Annotated in this window: 13 protein-coding genes and 1 pseudogene; 2 read left to right on the plus strand and 12 right to left on the minus strand. The window is 70.1% G+C overall.

Annotated elements, in window-relative coordinates; genetic code table 11:
* Window positions 1-86: 86 nt before the first annotated feature.
* The 7 genes from DYE07_RS03805 to DYE07_RS03835 form a co-directional block, all read right to left on the minus strand.
* Window positions 87-2,567, minus strand: coding sequence for a polyribonucleotide nucleotidyltransferase (locus tag DYE07_RS03805; RefSeq protein ID WP_062257521.1), 2,481 nt, complete (start codon window positions 2,565-2,567; stop codon window positions 87-89).
* Window positions 2,568-2,737: 170 nt separating this feature from the next.
* On the minus strand, window positions 2,738-3,007 hold the full coding sequence (gene rpsO, locus DYE07_RS03810; RefSeq protein WP_006946370.1) for a 30S ribosomal protein S15: 270 nt from the start codon (window positions 3,005-3,007) through the stop codon (window positions 2,738-2,740).
* A 181-nt stretch (window positions 3,008-3,188) separates the two neighbouring features.
* Window positions 3,189-3,620, minus strand: a complete 432-nt coding sequence (locus DYE07_RS03815) for a hypothetical protein (protein ID WP_062257519.1) — start codon at window positions 3,618-3,620, stop codon at window positions 3,189-3,191.
* The gene (locus tag DYE07_RS03820; RefSeq protein ID WP_172462936.1) at window positions 3,595-5,691 is read right to left on the minus strand and encodes a penicillin-binding transpeptidase domain-containing protein; all 2,097 of its coding nucleotides are present in this window, start codon (window positions 5,689-5,691) and stop codon (window positions 3,595-3,597) included. The genes DYE07_RS03815 and DYE07_RS03820 overlap by 26 nt, the downstream gene beginning before the upstream one ends.
* A gap of 68 nt (window positions 5,692-5,759) precedes the next feature.
* On the minus strand, window positions 5,760-6,323 hold the full coding sequence (locus DYE07_RS03825; RefSeq protein ID WP_074046025.1) for a hypothetical protein: 564 nt from the start codon (window positions 6,321-6,323) through the stop codon (window positions 5,760-5,762).
* Window positions 6,320-7,078, minus strand: coding sequence for a rod shape-determining protein MreC (gene mreC / locus DYE07_RS03830; RefSeq protein WP_074046026.1), 759 nt, complete (start codon window positions 7,076-7,078; stop codon window positions 6,320-6,322). The genes DYE07_RS03825 and mreC overlap by 4 nt, the downstream gene beginning before the upstream one ends.
* 146 nt (window positions 7,079-7,224) lie before the next feature.
* Complete coding sequence (locus DYE07_RS03835) at window positions 7,225-8,250, minus strand: rod shape-determining protein (protein WP_074040534.1); 1,026 nt, start codon at window positions 8,248-8,250, stop codon at window positions 7,225-7,227.
* 549 nt (window positions 8,251-8,799) lie between these two features.
* Between DYE07_RS03835 and DYE07_RS15325 the strand changes: the two are divergent.
* Window positions 8,800-9,075 (plus strand): annotated as a pseudogene (locus DYE07_RS15325) (DUF2087 domain-containing protein); the annotation flags it as partial.
* 119 nt (window positions 9,076-9,194) lie between these two features.
* Window positions 9,195-9,542 (plus strand): TraR/DksA family transcriptional regulator, encoded by a 348-nt coding sequence (locus tag DYE07_RS03850; protein ID WP_006944406.1) that lies wholly within the window; start codon window positions 9,195-9,197, stop codon window positions 9,540-9,542.
* A gap of 256 nt (window positions 9,543-9,798) precedes the next feature.
* Here DYE07_RS03850 and ndk read toward each other — a convergent pair whose 3' ends face one another.
* The 5 genes from ndk to ileS all read right to left on the minus strand — a co-directional run bounded on the left by ndk (window position 9,799) and on the right by ileS (window position 16,687).
* A complete protein-coding gene (gene ndk / locus DYE07_RS03855) occupies window positions 9,799-10,218 on the minus strand; it encodes a nucleoside-diphosphate kinase (protein WP_006944410.1) in 420 nt (139 codons plus the stop codon).
* A gap of 97 nt (window positions 10,219-10,315) precedes the next feature.
* On the minus strand, window positions 10,316-11,179 hold the full coding sequence (locus DYE07_RS03860; protein WP_006944409.1) for an undecaprenyl-diphosphate phosphatase: 864 nt from the start codon (window positions 11,177-11,179) through the stop codon (window positions 10,316-10,318).
* On the minus strand, window positions 11,176-11,586 hold the full coding sequence (locus DYE07_RS03865) for a DUF4233 domain-containing protein (protein WP_074046029.1): 411 nt from the start codon (window positions 11,584-11,586) through the stop codon (window positions 11,176-11,178). Before DYE07_RS03865 ends, DYE07_RS03860 begins: the two co-directional genes overlap by 4 nt.
* Window positions 11,583-13,274, minus strand: a complete 1,692-nt coding sequence (locus DYE07_RS03870; RefSeq protein WP_115296386.1) for a bifunctional folylpolyglutamate synthase/dihydrofolate synthase — start codon at window positions 13,272-13,274, stop codon at window positions 11,583-11,585. Before DYE07_RS03870 ends, DYE07_RS03865 begins: the two co-directional genes overlap by 4 nt.
* Window positions 13,271-16,687, minus strand: a complete 3,417-nt coding sequence (ileS, locus tag DYE07_RS03875) for an isoleucine--tRNA ligase (RefSeq protein ID WP_115296387.1) — start codon at window positions 16,685-16,687, stop codon at window positions 13,271-13,273. Before ileS ends, DYE07_RS03870 begins: the two co-directional genes overlap by 4 nt.
* Window positions 16,688-16,926: the final 239 nt, after the last annotated feature.

Here is a 16,926-nt window from a genome sequence, read left to right on the forward strand (position 1 = left end):
CCCGCCCCCGAGCCGCGGATCGGGGGCGGGTTCGTCGGACGGAGCAGCTCACCTCAACGGTGGGCGCGCTCCCTCACGTGAGCGGCTCAGGCGTCCTCGGACGTCGCGGATGCCGCCTGGTCGTCGTCACCGGCGTCGACGAGCTGGTCGGACGCGGCGTCACCGCGGCCCTCGGCAGCGTCGTTGCCGCGGCCACGGCCACGGCCGCCACGACGACGCTGACGCGGCTTGCGCTCGCCGTCCTCATCGCTCGCGTGACCGGAGTCCATGTGGCCCGCAGCGTCGGCGATCTTCGCGGCGGCGTCAGCGCTGTCGGCGTCGACGTCGGCCGGAGCGGCCGGCGTCGTCTCGTTCGGCGCCTCGGGCGCGTCGTCGGCCTTGGCCTCCTCGACGACACCGAGCGACAGCTTGCCGCGCGGGTCGATCTCCTTGAGCTCGACCTGGACCTTCCGGCCGATCTTGAGGACGTCCTCGACGGCGTCGATGCGCTTGCCGCCGATGAGCTTGCGCACCTCGGAGATGTGCAGCAGGCCGTCCTTGCCCGGCAGGAGCGAGACGAACGCGCCGAACGTCGTCGTCTTGACGACGGTGCCGAGGAAGCGCTCGCCGACCTCCGGCATCTGCGGGTTCGCGATGGCGTTGACGGCGTTGCGCGCAGCCTCGGCGCTCGGGCCGTCCGTCGCACCGATGTAGACCGTGCCGTCGTCCTCGATCGACAGGTCGGCGCCGGTGTCCTCCTGGATCTGGTTGATCATCTTGCCCTTCGGGCCGATGACCTCACCGATCTTGTCGACGGGGATCTTGACGGCGAGCACGCGCGGAGCGAACGGCGACATCTCGTCGGGAGCGTCGATTGCCTCGTTCATGACGTCGAGGATGTGCAGACGCGCGTCGCGGGCCTGCGTCAGCGCGCCGGCGAGCACCTGCGCGGGGATGCCGTCGAGCTTCGTGTCGAGCTGGATGGCCGTGACGAACTCGCGCGTACCGGCGACCTTGAAGTCCATGTCGCCGAACGCGTCCTCGGCGCCGAGGATGTCGGTGAGCGCGGCGTACTGCGTCTCACCGTCGATCTCGGCGGAGACGAGACCCATCGCGATACCGGCGACGGGCGCGCGCAGCGGCACACCGGCGTTGAGCAGCGACAGCGTCGAGGCGCAGACCGAACCCATCGACGTCGAACCGTTCGAGCCGAGTGCCTCGGAGACCTGACGGATGGCGTACGGGAACTCCTCACGCGTCGGCAGCACCGGCATGAGCGCACGCTCGGCGAGCGCGCCGTGGCCGATCTCGCGACGCTTCGGCGAACCGACGCGACCCGTCTCACCCGTCGAGAACGGCGGGAAGTTGTAGTGGTGCATGTAACGCTTGCGCGTTCTCGGCGACAGCGAGTCAATCTGCTGCTCCATGCGCAGCATGTTGAGCGTCGTGACGCCCATGATCTGCGTCTCGCCGCGCTCGAAGATCGCGGAACCGTGCACGCGCGGCAGCACCTCGACCTCGGCCGAGAGCGCGCGGATGTCGGCGAGGCCACGGCCGTCGATGCGGACCTTGTCGCGCAGGATGCGCTCGCGCACGAGCTGCTTCTGCAGCGAGCGGAACGCGGCGGAGACCTCGGACTCGCGGCCCTCGAACGGCTTGCCCTCGCCGGCCAGCTCGGCCTTGAGCGCGTCCTTGATCTCGTCGAGCTTGCTCTCGCGCTCGGCCTTGCCCGCGATCGTCATCGCGGCGGCCGTCTGGTCGGTGCCGTCCTTCGCGACGGCCTCGTACACGTCGTCCTGGTAGTCGAGGAAGACCGGGAAGTCCTGGACCTCCTTGGCCGCCTGCTTCGCGAGCTCCATCTGGGCCTCGCACAGGACGCGGATGAACTTCTTCGCGGCCTCGAGGCCCTCGGCGACGACCTCTTCGGTCGGGGCCTGTGTGCCGTTCTTCACGAGGTTCCACGTCGACTCCGTCGACTCCGCCTCGACCATCATGATGGCGACATCATCACCCACGATGCGGCCGGCGACGACCATGTCGAACGCCGAGCGCTCGATGTCGGAGAAGTTCGGGAAGGCGACCCACTGGCCGTCGATGAGGGAGACGCGGACGCCACCGATCGGGCCCGTGAACGGCAGACCGGAGATCTGCGTCGACGCGGACGCACCGTTGATCGCGAGGACGTCGTACTGCACGTCCGGGTTCTGCGCGAGCACGGTGATGACGACCTGGACCTCGTTGCGCAGACCCTTCTTGAAGGCCGGGCGCAGCGGGCGGTCGATGAGACGGCAGGTGAGGATGGCGTCCGTCGAGGGGCGACCCTCGCGGCGGAAGAACGAGCCGGGGATCTTGCCGGCGGCGTAGCTGCGCTCCTCGACATCGACCGTCAGCGGGAAGAAGTCGAAGTGCTCCTTCGGCTGCTTGCTGGCCGTCGTCGTCGACAGCAGGCACGTGTCGTCGTCGAGGTACGCCATGACGGCGCCATTGGCCTGCTTGGCCAGGCGGCCCGTCTCGAAGCGGACGGTGCGGGTGCCGAACGAGCCGTTGTCGATGACGGCTTCGGCGAACTGGATCTCGGGACCCTCCATGTGGGGCCTCCTTCTTGTTTCATCTTCGTCTCGGGACGCGCATCGTCGTTGTGCGCGGCCCGTTTCTTGCTGCTTCGAGGCGACGCGGCGCGTGCCTCGAAAACACCGAGAGGCGGCCACCCTTTCAGGGATGACCGCCACTCGGCGTCAGATCATGGTGATCAATGCGATCAACGGCGCAGGCCGAGACGCTTGATCAGCGAGCGGTAACGCTCGATGTCGACCGACTCGAGGTAACGCAGCATGCGCTTGCGCTGACCGACGAGCAGGAGCAGACCACGACGGCTGTGGTGGTCGTGCTTGTGCGTGCGCGAGTGCTCCGTCAGGTCCTTGATGCGCTGCGTCAGCAGGGCGATCTGAACCTCGGGCGAGCCGGTGTCGCCTTCGGACGTGCCGTACTCGGCGATGATCTTCTTCTTCGTTTCAACGTCCAGGGGCATACCTGACTCCTTTGAACTCTCGCTGCGCGGTGCTCCCAGGCCTGTTCACTGGGGCGCTCTCGATCCGCGGCCGGTCTACGGCTTCGTTCAGGCTATCAGCGGCAGGAGGTGGCGGCCTAATCGACGAACTCGCCCCGGGCCTCGAACGCGGCCCGGCGCGACGCGCGTCGCAGCGCCGTCATCACGGGCCGGCCGACGGCCAGGACGAGGGCGACGTTCGTGATGACGCGCCCCAGATCCCAGCCCAGCGACGTGGCGAGGCTGAACGCGACGAAGTGCGCGAGGTTTGTCGCAAGCTGCGCCCCGGGACGGGGCTGATGCCGGGGTCGCCGGTCGTCGAGAACGGCCAGAACGACATGTTGAGGACGAAGCCGTACGCGAGTGACGCGAACGCCGTGTAGCCGCACAGCAGCGCGAGCTCGGCGGGCCAGCGCAGCCCGCGCCGCCACGGCAACAGGCCGGCACCGAGCGCGACCCAGCTCGCACCGAGCATCTGGTAAGGCAGCCACGGGCCGATGCCGGCCGTCAGGATCGCCGAGGCGAACATGCTCGTCGCGCCGAGCGCGAAACCGAACCCCGCGCCCGCCTCAGGCGCCCCGACGTGCGATGGCATCCCACACAGCGCGCCCGATGGGTGCCGCCACGCGTCCGCCCTCGCCGCCCTGGTCGACGCGCACGACGACGACGTAGCGGTGCCCCGCGACTGGCTCGGGCATGTAAGAGGCGAACCACGCGGTCGCCTGCTTGCCGTACACCTCGGCGGTGCCGGTCTTGCCGCTGATCGGGAAGCGGGCGAGGTCGAACCCGGCGAAGGCGTCCGACGCCGTCCCCGAGCGCAGGACGCGGGCGAGACCGTCGCGCTCGACGGCCAGCATCGCGGGGTCGAGGTGCAGGCTCGTGGTCTCCGTCTGCGCGGACGTCGCGTTGGGCACGAGCGTCGGCGTCACGCGTGTGCCGCCCGTCGCCACCGCGGCGTACGTCGCCGCCATCTGCAGTGGCGTTGCGCTGACGTCGCCTTGACCGATCGCGAGGTTGACCGCGTCACCGGCGTGCAGCACGTACCCGCTCGTGCAGTTCTCCTGCGCCACCTGCTTCAGGTAAGCCGCCCGCGCCTTGTCCGTGACCTCGGGGTAGCCGCGCTTCGCGCGCTCGCAGCTCTGGGCGCGCGTCGCCTCCCAGTCGCGTCGCTTCTGCGCCCGGTCGGTGACGGCGCCGCTCGCCTCGCCGGGCAGGTCGACGCCGGTGCGGGCACCGAAGCCGAACGTGCGGGCGGCTGCGGCGAACGCGTCGGGTGCGTCGACGGAGGCTTTCGCCCCGCCTGCGTCGAGCCAGCTGCGGTAGGCCCAGCGGTAGAAGACGGTGTCGCAGGAAACCTCGAGGGCCGTCGGGATGTCGATGCGACCGTGCGCCTCCGACTCGAAGTTGGTGAACGTGCGGTTGCCGATGCGCAGCGAACTCGGGCAGTCGTACGCCCCCTTCGGGTCGACACCAGCCGCGGCCGCCCCGAACAGCGACACCGCCTTGAACGTCGACGCCGGCGGCCCTGCCACCGTCACCGCACGGTTCGAGAGCGGGTCGGAGCCGCCGCGCGTCAACGTGTCCCACTCGGCCTGGGTGATGCCGCCGTTCCAGACGCTCGGGTCGTAGGTGGGCTGGTTCGTCAGCGCCGCCACCTGACCCGAATCGGCATCCATGACGACGACGGAACCCGAATCGGCCTTCGACCCGCCCTTACGGGCCGCGGCGATCCCCTTCGTGAGCGCGTCGGCCGCGGACTTCTGCAGCCCGGGGTCGAGGCTCGTGCGCACATCGGCGCCGTTCGTCGGCGCCTCGTCCGCCACGACGCGCTCGGCCTCCCCCGTCGGCGTGATGCTCACGACGCGGCGTCCGTCGCGGCCGCGCAGTTGCGTGTCGTACTGCTGCTCCAGGCCCGCGCGCCCGAGCAGCGCCGTCGTCGCGGGAGCTTCGCGGCCGGCCTCGCGCGCGGCGGTGACGTCGTCCGCCGTCGTCGTCGTGAGGTAGCCGAGCACCTGCGCGAGCGAGCTGCCGCTCGGGCCGTACGTGCGTGTGGGGCGGGTCGTCGCCGCGACGCCCGGGTAGCGCTCCGGCTGTTCGAGGATGCCGCTGACGGCCTCCGTCGGGACATCCGAGGCGATCGGCACGGGCTCGAACGGCTGACCGGAAAAACACACCGGTGCCGGCGCGGCGCCCTTCGTGCCGCAGGTCGCGGTGCGCCGTTCAAGGTCGGCGACGGGGCGGTCGATGGCGTGCGCGACGCGGCTCAGGATGCGATGAGCGTTCTCCGGACGGCGCAGTTGGTCGGGCGTGATCGTCAGCGTCGTCGTGGAGCCGTTGCCGACGAGCACACTGCCGTCCGCGGCAAGGATGCGTCCGCGCACGGCCGGGACGACGGCGGCCCGCGTCGTCATCGCATCGGCGGCCGCGCGGTTCGCCCGAGCGTCGACGAGCTGCAGTTGGGCCAGGCGTCCGACAAGCACGATCGCGGCGACGAACGTCAGGACGAGGTAGATCGCGAGGCGCCGTTGGGCCGCCGAGGTGCCACCCGTACCTCGCCGAGAACCGATGCGTTCCGGCAGGAGAAACGGCCCCAGCGTGGCGCGTCGGCCACCCGCGGCACGCGAACCGGTTCGTGGCCGGCTGGCCTGACGGCGGCGCCCGGGCACGGCATGGCCACGAGAGGCACGTCGCTCCGGCCTCGAGCCGACGCGACGACGGAGCCGCGCGAGCCGCCTCATGCCCGGCCTCGCGCTCGTTCACGAGCCGCCCAGCGGTTCCAGCGCCCGACGACGGCGAGGCCAATGACGCCGCCGACTACCACACGCACGAGCAGCGGCAGGACGGCGACGCCGACGCGGCCGCTCTGTGTCGCGGCGAGTGCGACAAGCGTCAGGTCGTGCACGAGGACGGCGAGAGCGGCGAGCGCCGCAGCCGACCAGGCACTCACCGTCGCGGCCACCCGCAGGCGTCGCAGGACGAGCACGGTCGCGATGATCGCCGCCGCATGCGCGACGATGTCGACGCCGCCGGGCGGCAGCACGACGGAGAGCACGAGCCCGGCGAGCAGCCAGCCGAGCGCGGCGAGCGCCCCCGCGTCGAGCACGACACTCACCGCGAGCGGCGCGCCCAGCCACGCCACCCATTGGCCCAGGTGCGGGGGCAGCAGGACGGCGACGACGCCCGCGCCGAGCGTCCACAGAGCCCGCGTCGCGGCGAGCGCGGACGGGCGCGCGAGGATCGTCGCGGGCTCGCGCAGCGGTTCGGGCGCGAAGAGGACGCGCTGTTCGGCGCTCGTCATCGCGACGCCCGCGGGCGCAGCACGCCGACGACGTCGAGGCTGCTGGGGTCGACGGCGGGGCGGACGGTGGCGCTGCGCTCCAGGCGGCCACGGTCGGGGTCGATCGAGGTGACCGTCCCGATGGGCAACCCCGCCGGGTACGGCCGGCCCTGGGGGCTGCCGGCGGTGACGACGCGGGCTCCCTTCGTCGCCGAACCGCCCGCCGCGAGAACGAGACTGACGGATCCCTCGGCGCGCGCGGCCACCCCGTCGGGCGCCGCTCCGCTGACGCGGGCCAGCGTGCCGCCCGGTTCGAGGCGCGCTCCGACGACGCTCGCCGGGTCAGTGATGAGCGTGACCGTCGCGGCGTGCTCGTCGACCGCCGTGACCCGTCCGACGAGCCCGCCGGCCGCGACGACGGCCTGCGCCGTCTCGAGCCCGGCGTCCCGGCCCGCGTCGATCTGGACGCGCCGGGCGTCACCGGCCGCCGTCGCGGGCGTGAACGCGACGACGCGCGCTGTCACGACGTCGCGTCCTGACGCGGCGAACGAGCGCGACAGCTTCGAAGCCTCGTCGACGACGTGGTCGGCGTCGCTGACGGCGGCGGCCCGCGCCTCGGCGCGGATGCGCGCTTCCTTCGCCTCGCGCAACGCGTCGTCGCGGGGGGTCACCCAGCCGGCGATCGCACCGAGCGCACCCGAGGTCAAGTGCTGACCCCGTGCGCGCAGCGCGGGTGAGGCGGTGAGCGCGAGCAGCAGGACGGCGAGCACGGCCACCGCGACGAGTCGGCCGCGGCGGTGCGGGTCGCGTCGCGGCGGGGCAGCACCGAATTCACCCGACGACCGCCGAACCGATCGCCCCCCGCGCCCGGATCTCGCCGTCGGTGACGACGTCGACCTTGTTCGCGCCCGGCGCGGGTTCTTCACCGCGTCACGGGCATGAGCAGCCCACGCATGAGGTCGTAGTTCTCGACGCACGCACCGGCGCCGAGGACGACGGCGTTCGCCGGGTCGGCGGCGACGCGGACGGGAACGGCGAGTTCGTGGTGCAGGCGCACGTCGAGCCCGCGCAGCTGCGCTCCCCCGCCGGTCAGGACGATGCCGGTGTCGAGGATGTCGCCGGCCAGCTCCGGCGGGCATGCGTCGAGGGTGGCGCGGACGGTGTCGCAGATCGCGAGCAGGGTCGGTTCCAGCGCGCGCCGGATCTCGACGCTCGTCACGGTGACGCTGCGCGGCAGCCCACCGATGAGGTCGCGTCCGCGCACCTCGCACGTCAGTTCCTCGGTGAGCGGGAAGGCGCTGCCGACGTCGAGCTTGATGCGTTCGGCGGTGCGTTCGCCGAGCAGCAGCGCGTATTCGTTCTTCAGGTGGGCTGCGATCGCGTCGTCGAGTTCGTGGCCGCCGAGGCGGACGGAGCGTGAGCGCACGACCCCGCCGAGGCTCGTGACGGCGACGTCGCTCGTGCCGCCGCCGATGTCGACGACCATCGACGCCTGCGTGGCCTGCACGTTGAGCCCGGCGCCGACTGCGGCGGCGACGGCTTCTTCGATGACGTCGACGTGGCGCGCGCCGGCGCGCATCGCGGCGTCCTCGAGGGCGCGGCGTTCGACGCCGGTCACCTCCGAGGGGACGCAGACGACGACGCGTGGGCGGATGAGGCGGGAGGGTCGCGAGCGGGCGATGAAGTAGCGCAGCATGCGCTCGGCGGCGTCGGCGTCGCTGATGACGCCGCCGACGAGGGGGCGGACGACGGAGACGCGCCCGGGGGCTCGTCCGAGCATCTCCTTGGCGTCGTGGCCGGCGGCGAGCAGGTCGCCGGTCGCCGCGTCGAGTGCGACGACGCTGGGTTCGTCGACGACGATGCCCTGCCCGCTCTCGTAGACGAGCGTGTGCGCGGTCCCGAGGTCGATCGCGAGATCACGCGAGGGGGTCTTCAGTCGTCCGAGCACCGGGTGAGTATTTCAAAGTTGTCTGGGTGCCGCCGTTCGCCGAGCAAGGGGCGGACGCAAATTCGCTGGCCGGGCGCCGCGCCGCGCCGGCACGGCACGATGACCGTGGCGCCGCCTGCGCCCAGCTCACGCCCGGCCTCAGCCCGGATGCGTCGGAGCGAAGGGAAGCGGATTCTCAGGCGGATCATCTCCCGCAGCATGCGCCTGACGCGTCGTGCGGCTGGGGCGTTCTCGACGCGCGAAAGCGATTGACATGACCCGAGATGCCGATTTCAAGAAGTTCGTGCGCGCCCGGATGGCCGCGTCTGACGCGACCTACCTGCAGGCACGCACCGAACTGACGCGGACGCAGCCTGCGATCGAACAGCCTCCGACCGACCGGGCGGCGTCCCCCATCCCGAACGGCGCGCCAAGCCCTCTCGCCCAGGACCCCATCATCCCGACGGCTCTGGGGAAGTCGGCTCGTCAGTTCTTCGACGACAGCCGCCTGCGCACCATCCCCACGAAGCGAACGAAGCGCATGGCCGTGCTCCTCGTCTCGTCACGCGTTTCGAACCGCGTCGAGCGTACCCGGAGGCCGAGGTGTCGCGGATGCTGGCTGAGGTCCACGAGGACCATGCGTATCTGCGCCGCGAGCTCGTCAACGTCGGTTGTCTCCGGCGCGAAGCGGGTGAGTGCACGTTGGCACCTGCGCCCCCGGCCCGCGACGTTCGGTGGGCCAGGAGTTTCCCCGCGAGAAGGCCGACGTGTTCGCGGCGCTGCGGCAGCGCACGCCGCAGCGGTGACGCCCGGCGTGCCTGCGTGGCGCTTCGACGGGGCGCGTGACGCGGCGGTCGTCTTGAGGCGTCCCCGTCCCGACGCGACGCACTGCGGTGCAGCTCGGCCCACTGTCGCTCGTCCCGGTGCCGTGGCGGGTTGGCCGACGGTGACCGTACGATGGGGGCATGACCCCGGACGCTGCTCGCGCGCTGCTGGTCGAGAAACGTCGGGAGACGGTGGCTCGCCTGCGGGGGTTGGATGAGAGTTGGGCCGACATCGTCGAGTCGGCGCGCGATGCGAACATCGACGACGAGCACGACCCGGAGGGTTCGACGGTCGCCGTCGCCCGGGCGCAGGTCTCGTCGCTGGCTGACGAGGGACGTGGCCGACTCGCTGCGATCGACGCTGCGCTCGCACGCGTCGACACGGGAACGTTCGGTGTGTGCGAACGCTGCGGCGCGACGATTCCGGACGCTCGTCTCGAGGCTCGCCCGACAGCCACCCGCTGCGTCACGTGCGCGGCAGCGCGCTGAGCCCCACCCCCTGCCCACTGCCGTCCGGGTGAGCCCGATGTGCAGTCAACGCCTCACCGCACACCGATCCTCGCTCGGTGGCATGCGCATCCGATCAGCGCCTCACCGGAATCGACCCTCGATCCACGCGAACGCGGGCCCGGGATGACGGACGCCGCCCCGGCCGGACACCGAGCGTGCGAGGTGAGCGGTCGAGGCGGCGTCCGTCATCCCGCCCGAAGCTGTGTCGCTCACCGGAAGACACAGCGAGGGAAGGTCAGAACCAGATCGCGATCTCGCGTTCGGCGGATTCGGTGGAGTCGGAACCGTGGACGATGTTCTGCTGCACCTTGAGGCCCCAGTCGCGGCCGAGGTCGCCGCGGATGGATCCGGGGGCCGCGTCCGTGGGGTTGGTGGCGCCGGCGAGGGAGCGGAAGCCCTTGATGCAGTCGTTGCCTTCGATGACGGCGACGACGATGGGGCCGGAGCTCATGAATTCGACGAGCGGTTCGTAGAAGGGCTTGCCTTCGTGTTCGGCGTAGTGCGCAGCGAGCTGGTCGCGAGTCGCCTCCGTCACCTGCAGCTTGGCGATCGTGTAGCCCTTCGCTTCGATGCGGCGCAGCACCTCGCCGGTGAGGCCGCGGCGGTAGCCGTCGGGCTTGATGATGACGAGGGAGCGTTCGAGCTGTGCGGTCATGGTGTCCTCCAGGCAGAGAGTGCGGATCTGCCCCCAACCTATCGAAGGTCGGGGGCAGATCATGAATGCCGTTCGTCGCGGCGGGCGCGTGGATCGCTCAGTTGACGGCGGCGTCGATCGTGCCGGTCGCGAGCAGCCCGAAGACGACGAGTGCGAGCGCGATGCGGTAGATGACGAACGGGCGGAAGTTGTGCGTCGAGATGTATCGCATGAACCAGGAGATGACGGCGTAGCCGACACCGAACGCGAGCAGTGTCGCGATGGCGATCATGCCCCAACTGCCGGAGTCGTGATCCTTGCCCTTGCTGATGACGTCCATGAGTTCGAGCAGGCCGGACGACAGCACCGCCGGGATGGCGAGCAGGAACGAGTAGCGAGCCGCGGCGGGTCGGGAGTAGCCCATGAACAGACCACCGGCGACGGTGCCGCCCGAGCGCGAGACGCCGGGGATGAGGGCGAGTGCCTGGAAGAAGCCGTACTTGACGCCGTCGGCCCACGTCAGCTCGTCCAGGCCCTTCTCGTGATGGCCTTCCTCGACGCGCTTGTCGGAGACGACATCGGCCAGCATGATGACGAGCGCGAAGACGAGCAGCATCGTCGCGGTGATCCACAGGTTGCGCAGCGTGCCCTCGATCGCGCTCTTGAACAGGATGCCGAGGATGCCGATCGGCAGGGTGCCGATGATGACGAGCCAGCCCATCCGCGCGTCGGGGTCGTCCTTCGCGACGTGGCCGCGCAGCGAGCCGAACCACGCCTTGATGATGCGGACGATGTCCTTCCAGAAGTACACGAGGACGGCCGTCTCCGTGCCGAGCTGGTTGATGGCGGTGAACGCGGCGCCGCCGCCGTCGTTGTCGAAGAACACGCGACCGACGAGCAGTTGGTGCGCCGACGACGAGATCGGCAGGAACTCGGTGAGCCCTTGCACGATGCCGAGGACGACGGCCTCGAGCCAGTTCATGAATACTCCCTCATGAAGTTACGGGTGAGCTCGTCCATCTTGTCGCCCTGTACGAGCGCCGTGATCCACAGCGCGAGGAAGATGAGGCCGACGACGAGCATGGACGGGACGACGAACGCGGTGAGCAGCGTCGCTGCCTGCAGCACCCATCCCAACGGAATGCCGAGCGGTTTGCGCATCGACGCGCTGGAATACAGGCAGAGCACAGCCAGCGCAATGCCGACCCAGAGCAACGTCGTCGCGTTGCCGCCACCGTCGGGGTGTCGGGAGTGGTCGAGGCCCCACGCGACGAGCGCGAAGAAGAACAGGACGAACGCCTGGCAGCCGATGACGGCGCCCGCGAGCTGTCGCGTCTTTTTCTCGCCGACGCCGGTGAAGCGGAGGCGGCGGATCCATTCGGCGATCATGACGACGTCACCCCCAGCAGCATGCGCACGTCCGCGGCCGTGACGACGGAGCCCGTCGCGAGGACGCCACCTCCGACGCCTTCGTCGTCGGCGAGGGCCGCCGCGCGGTCGAGGGCGTCCGGCAGGCTGTCGACGACGGTGACGCGATCGTCGCCGTACAGTTCGGCGGCGAGCTGGCCGAGTTCGCGCGGATCCATCGAGCGCGGCGACGTGTTGCGCGTGACGACGACGTGGTCGAGCGTCGGTTCGAGCGCGAGCAGCAGCTCTTCGGCGTCCTTGTCGGCGAGCACGGCGACGAGCCCGACGAGGCGGTTGAACTGGAAGGAATCCGCGAGCGCCTCACGCAGTGCCTGCGCGCCGGCCGGGTTGTGCGCGGCGTCGACGAGGACTGTCGGCGAGCGCCGCACCACCTCGAGTCGCCCGGGCGAGGTGACGGCGTCGAGCGCGGCGCGCAGCACGCCGTCGTCGATCTTCGTCTCTCCTCCCCCGAGGAACGCCTCGACGGCGGCGATCGCCGTCGCGGCGTTGTGTGCCTGGTGCGCGCCGAACAGGGGCAGGAAGAGGTCGTCGTACTCACCGGCGAGGCCCTTGACGGAGATCATCTGCCCGCCGACGGCCGCCTCGCGCGCGGTGACGGCGTACGCGTCGCCCTCGCGCAGCATCGTCGCGTCGACCTCGAGGCACTGTTCGCGCAGGATCTCGTCGACCTCCGCCACCTGCGCGGCGACGACGGCGAACGCGCCGGGCTTGATGATGCCCTTCTTCTCGTGCGCGATGTCCTCGACCGTGTCACCGAGCAGCCGCTGGTGATCGAGCGCCACGGGCGTGACGACGCTGACGACGCCGTCGGCGACGTTCGTCGCGTCCCACGCGCCGCCGAGGCCGACCTCGACGATTGCGACGTCGACGGGCGCGTCCGCGAACACGGCGTAGGCGAGGACGACGACGACCTCGAAGTACGTCATCCGCACGCCGCCGTTGCTCGTGCTCTCGTGGTCGACCATCGCGATGAACGGTTCGATGTCGTCCCACACGCGCACGAGTCGTTCGACGTCGACGGGTTCGCCGTCGAGGCTGATGCGCTCACGGAAGTCGTGCAGGTGCGGTGAGGTGAACCGCCCTGTCTTCAAACCGTGTTCGCGCACGAGCCGCTCGACGATGCGGGTCGTCGACGTCTTGCCGTTCGTGCCCGTGAGGTGGATCATCGGGAAGCTTGTCTGCGGGTCGCCGAGCAGTTCCATCGCGCGACGCACACGTTCGAGGGACGGTTCGGGGTTGTTCTCCGGGGTGCGCGCGAGGATCTCGTCCTCGATCTCGCGCGCCCGCAGCCGCAGCGCTGCAGCTTCCTCGGCCTCGCGAGCGGCGGCCCGGGGGTCGCCGCTGCGCTGGGCCTTCTTGCTCACGAGGTTGTCGCCGACGATGCCCGTCGTCAGGGCGCGCTCCGTGGGGTCGGCGGCGTCGCCCGTCTCAGCGCCCGGGCCGGCCGAGCCGTCACCGATGACGTGCTCGGCGACGTACTCGTCGAGATCCATCTCCTCGTTCGCGTGCCCGAACGATTCGCCCTGGATGCCGAACGTCGCGTACCCGTCGCGCGGGCTCTCACCCTCGACGAGGTGTTCGTTGACGTCGGCGCCGTCGAATCCGTCGCCGTCGTAGTCGTTCTCGTCGCGCGGACGCTGGTCGCTCATTTGTTCTCCACCTTCTTCACGACGATACGCACCTGCTGCTTGTCGCCGACCTCGGCGCTCGTGCCGACGCCGTCGGGCAGCTGGTGCTGCGTGCCCGCCGAGCCGAACTGCACCGCGAGCGTCTCACGCATGATGAGGTCCTGGTGCGCGACGGTCGCCGCCCACACCTCGTCGTCACCGGTGATGGTGAGCGAGATACGGTCGGAGATGTCGAGACCGGCGTCGCGCCGGGCCTGCTGGACGGCGCGCACGACGTCGCGCGCGAGGCCCTCGGCGGCGAGCTCCGGCGTCACCTGCGTGTTGAGGACGACGAAGCCACCACCGGGCAGCATCCCGGCGGCTGTGTCGGCGCCGGCCTTCTCGGTGTCGACGACCATGTCGAGCGTGTACTCGCCCTCCTCGAGCGCGAGCCCACCGGCGGTGACGACGCCGTCGGCGCCCAGCGACCAGTCACCGGACTTGCTGCCCTTGATGGCCTCCTGCACGTTCTTGCCGAGCCGAGGGCCGGCCGCGCGAGCGTTGACGGTGAGGCGCCGGCTGACGCCGAGCGCATCCGCGTCGACGTTCGCCGAGTCGGCGAGCACGACGTTCTTGACGTTGACCTCGTCGGAGATCAGATCGGCGAACTGCTCCAACGGGTGCGGGTTCTCACCGACGAACGTCACCGACTCCAGCGGCAGGCGCACGCGCAGCTTCTCGGCCTTTCGGATGGCGAGCGTCGCGGAGCACACCTCACGGGCGCGGTCCATCGCCGTGACGAGGTCGGCGTCCGCGGGCAGGTCGTCGGCGACGGGGAAGTCGGTGAGGTGCACCGAGCGTCCGCCCGTCAGGCCGCGCCAGATCTGCTCGGTCTCGAACGGCAGCAGCGGCGCCGCGGCGCGCGTCACGACCTCGAGCGCGGTGTAGAGCGTGTCGAACGCCTCGTTGCTCGACGCCTCGTGCTCGGTGCCCGTGCTCGCGGACGATCCGGTGCCCCAGAACCGCTCGCGGCTGCGGCGGATGTACCAGTTCGTCAGCACGTCGAGGAAGCTGCGGACGCTGTCGCACGCCCCCGCGATGTCGTACGCGTCCATCTGCGTCTGCACCTGCGCGACGAAGTCGTGCAGCTTGGCGAGCAGGTAACGGTCTAGCACGTCGTTCGACGCCGTCGACCACTGCGCGTCGTAACCCTCACCACCGTTTGCGGCGTTCGCGTAGAGCGCGAAGAACGAGTACGCGTTCCACAGCGGCATCATGACCTGACGCACGCCGTCACGGATGCCCTGCTCGGTGACGGACAGGTTGCCGCCGCGCAGGATCGGGCTCGACATGAGGAACCAGCGCATCGCGTCGGCGCCGTCACGGTCGAACACCTCGGACACGTCCGGGTAGTTGCGCAGCGACTTGCTCATCTTCTGCCCGTCGCTGCCGAGCACGATGCCGTGGCAGATGACGGAGGAGAACGCGGGCTTGTCGAACAGCGCCGTCGCGAGGATGTGCAGCGTGTAGAACCAGCCGCGCGTCTGACCGATGTACTCGACGATGAAGTCGGCCGGGAAGTGGTTCTCGAACCACGCCTCGTTCTCCATCGGGTAGTGCACCTGCGCGTAGCTCATCGAGCCCGAGTCGAACCAGACGTCGAGGACGTCGTCGACCCGACGCATCGTCGCCTTCCCCGACGGGTCGTCGGGGTTGGGGCGCGTCAGTTCGTCGACGAACGGACGGTGCAGGTCGACCTCGCCGTCAGCATTGCGGGGCAAGGCGCCGAAGTCACGTTCGATCTCCTCGAACGAGCCGTAGACGTCGAGGCGCGGGAACTCCGGGTTGTCCGACTTCCACACGGGAACGGGGCTGCCCCAGAAGCGGTTTCGGGTGATCGACCAGTCGCGCGCGTTCTCCAACCACTTGCCGAACTGGCCGTGCTTGACGTTGCCCGGCACCCAGTCGATCTCCTCGTTGAGCGCGAGCATGCGCTCCTTGATCGCCGTCACCTCGACGAACCAGGAGCTCACCGCCATGTAGATGAGCGGCTGACGGCAGCGCCAGCAGTGCGGGTAGGAGTGGTCGTAGCTCTCGCGGCGCACGAGGACGGTGCCGTCGCTGGCGTGCCCGGCGTTCGCAATGTCGCCCTTGGTCGCCGCTTTGAGGTGGTCGATGACGTGCGGGTTCGCGTCGAACACCTGCATGCCCTCGTAGTCGCTCACCGGGTAGGTGAACCGGCCGTCGGGGCCGACGGGCACGACGACGGGGATGCCGGCCGCGTCGGTCGCGGCCTTGTCCTCCTCACCGAACGCGGGAGCCATGTGGACGAGGCCCGTACCGTCGTCGGTCGTGACGTAGTCGGCCGACAGGATGCGCCACGCCTTGCCCACGACGCGCTCGTCGTCGAGGAAGTACGTGAACGGCGCGGTGTAGGTGAGGCCGACGAGCTCGGAGCCCTTCATGCGACGCACGACCTTCGCGGCAAGCGCGTCGGCGTCGAGCTTCTCGCCGAACAGGTCCTTGCTGTAGGCCGCGAGGCGCGCCTCGGCGATGACGTACTTCTCGTCGCTGCCGGTCGGGCCGGAGGCCTCGACGACGACGTAGTCGATGTCCGGGCCGACGGAGACGGCGAGGTTGCTCGGAAGCGTCCACGGCGTCGTCGTCCAGATGAGGGCCTTCTCCCCCGTCTCGAGCGTGAAACCGACCGTCACCGCCGGGTCCTGACGGTTCTTGTAGACGTCCTCGTCCATGCGCAGCTCGTGGTTGGACAGCGGCGTCTCGTCGTTCCAGCAGTACGGCAGCACGCGCAGGCCCTCGTAGATGAGGCCCTTGTCGTAGAGCGACTTGAACGCCCAGATGACCGACTCCATGTAGCCCGAGTTGTACGTGCGGTAGCCGCGCTCGAAGTCGACCCAGCGGCCCATGCGGGTGACGTAGTCCTCCCAGTCGGAGGCGTATTTCATGACGCTCTTCTTCGCGGCGTCGTTGAACTTCTCGATCCCCATGTCGAGGATGTCGTCCTTGGTCTTGAGGCCGAGCTGGCGCATCGCCTCGAGCTCGGCGGGCAGGCCGTGCGTGTCCCAGCCGAAGACGCGGTCGACGCGCTTTCCGCGCATCGTCATGTACCGCGGGACGAGGTCCTTGACGTAACCCGTCAGCAGGTGGCCGTAGTGCGGCAGGCCGTTCGCGAAGGGCGGGCCGTCGTAGAAGACGAACTCGTTGTCGCCGTTCTCGCCGGCGTCGCGCTGCTCAATCGAGGCCTGGAACGTGTCGTCGCGCCGCCAGTAGTCGAGGACGGCCTTCTCGATGGACGGGAAGTTCGGGCTGCTCGGCACGCCCTTGGGGATGCCGAACGCCTCGCCGGTGCCGGGGGTCGTGGCGGCCGCTCCCGCTGCGTCATCGGGGGTCGCTGCCGCGTGCTCTCGCGTGAGGTCGACCTTGGGGTAGGTCATGGTGGCATCCTTTGCGCGTCAGATCGTCGAGCAAGGACGACGTCGCCGGCGTGTGCCGGGTGGCCGCGGTACCACCTTGCTTGCCATCTCGAACCCGCGCTCTCGCCCGGTGGCGGGCGCACGAGGAGCGACATGACCGCTTCATGCCGGCTGTGACGGGCCACTCCCGCCCGGTTCTACTGGGGTGCGCTCGCGGTGTGCGCAACCTGTTCTTCCGGGGACTCGCCGCTGATGACGGC

It is taken from the genome of Dermacoccus nishinomiyaensis (assembly GCF_900447535.1).
Classification (GTDB): domain Bacteria; phylum Actinomycetota; class Actinomycetes; order Actinomycetales; family Dermatophilaceae; genus Dermacoccus; species Dermacoccus nishinomiyaensis.

Bases quoted from the DNA above. Each gene is read 5' to 3' on its own strand.
- DYE07_RS03805 (WP_062257521.1), bottom strand. From the start codon at position 2,567: ATGGAGGGTCCCGAGATCCAGTTCGCCGAAGCCGTCATCGACAACGGC.
- rpsO (WP_006946370.1), bottom strand. From the start codon at position 3,007: ATGCCCCTGGACGTTGAAACGAAGAAGAAGATCATCGCCGAGTACGGC.
- DYE07_RS03815 (WP_062257519.1), bottom strand. From the start codon at position 3,620: ATGCCATCGCACGTCGGGGCGCCTGAGGCGGGCGCGGGGTTCGGTTTC.
- DYE07_RS03825 (WP_074046025.1), bottom strand. From the start codon at position 6,323: ATGACGAGCGCCGAACAGCGCGTCCTCTTCGCGCCCGAACCGCTGCGC.
- DYE07_RS03850 (WP_006944406.1), top strand. From the start codon at position 9,195: ATGACCCCGGACGCTGCTCGCGCGCTGCTGGTCGAGAAACGTCGGGAG.
- ndk (WP_006944410.1), bottom strand. From the start codon at position 10,218: ATGACCGCACAGCTCGAACGCTCCCTCGTCATCATCAAGCCCGACGGC.
- DYE07_RS03860 (WP_006944409.1), bottom strand. From the start codon at position 11,179: ATGAACTGGCTCGAGGCCGTCGTCCTCGGCATCGTGCAAGGGCTCACC.
- DYE07_RS03865 (WP_074046029.1), bottom strand. From the start codon at position 11,586: ATGATCGCCGAATGGATCCGCCGCCTCCGCTTCACCGGCGTCGGCGAG.
- DYE07_RS03870 (WP_115296386.1), bottom strand. From the start codon at position 13,274: ATGAGCGACCAGCGTCCGCGCGACGAGAACGACTACGACGGCGACGGA.
- ileS (WP_115296387.1), bottom strand. From the start codon at position 16,687: ATGACCTACCCCAAGGTCGACCTCACGCGAGAGCACGCGGCAGCGACC.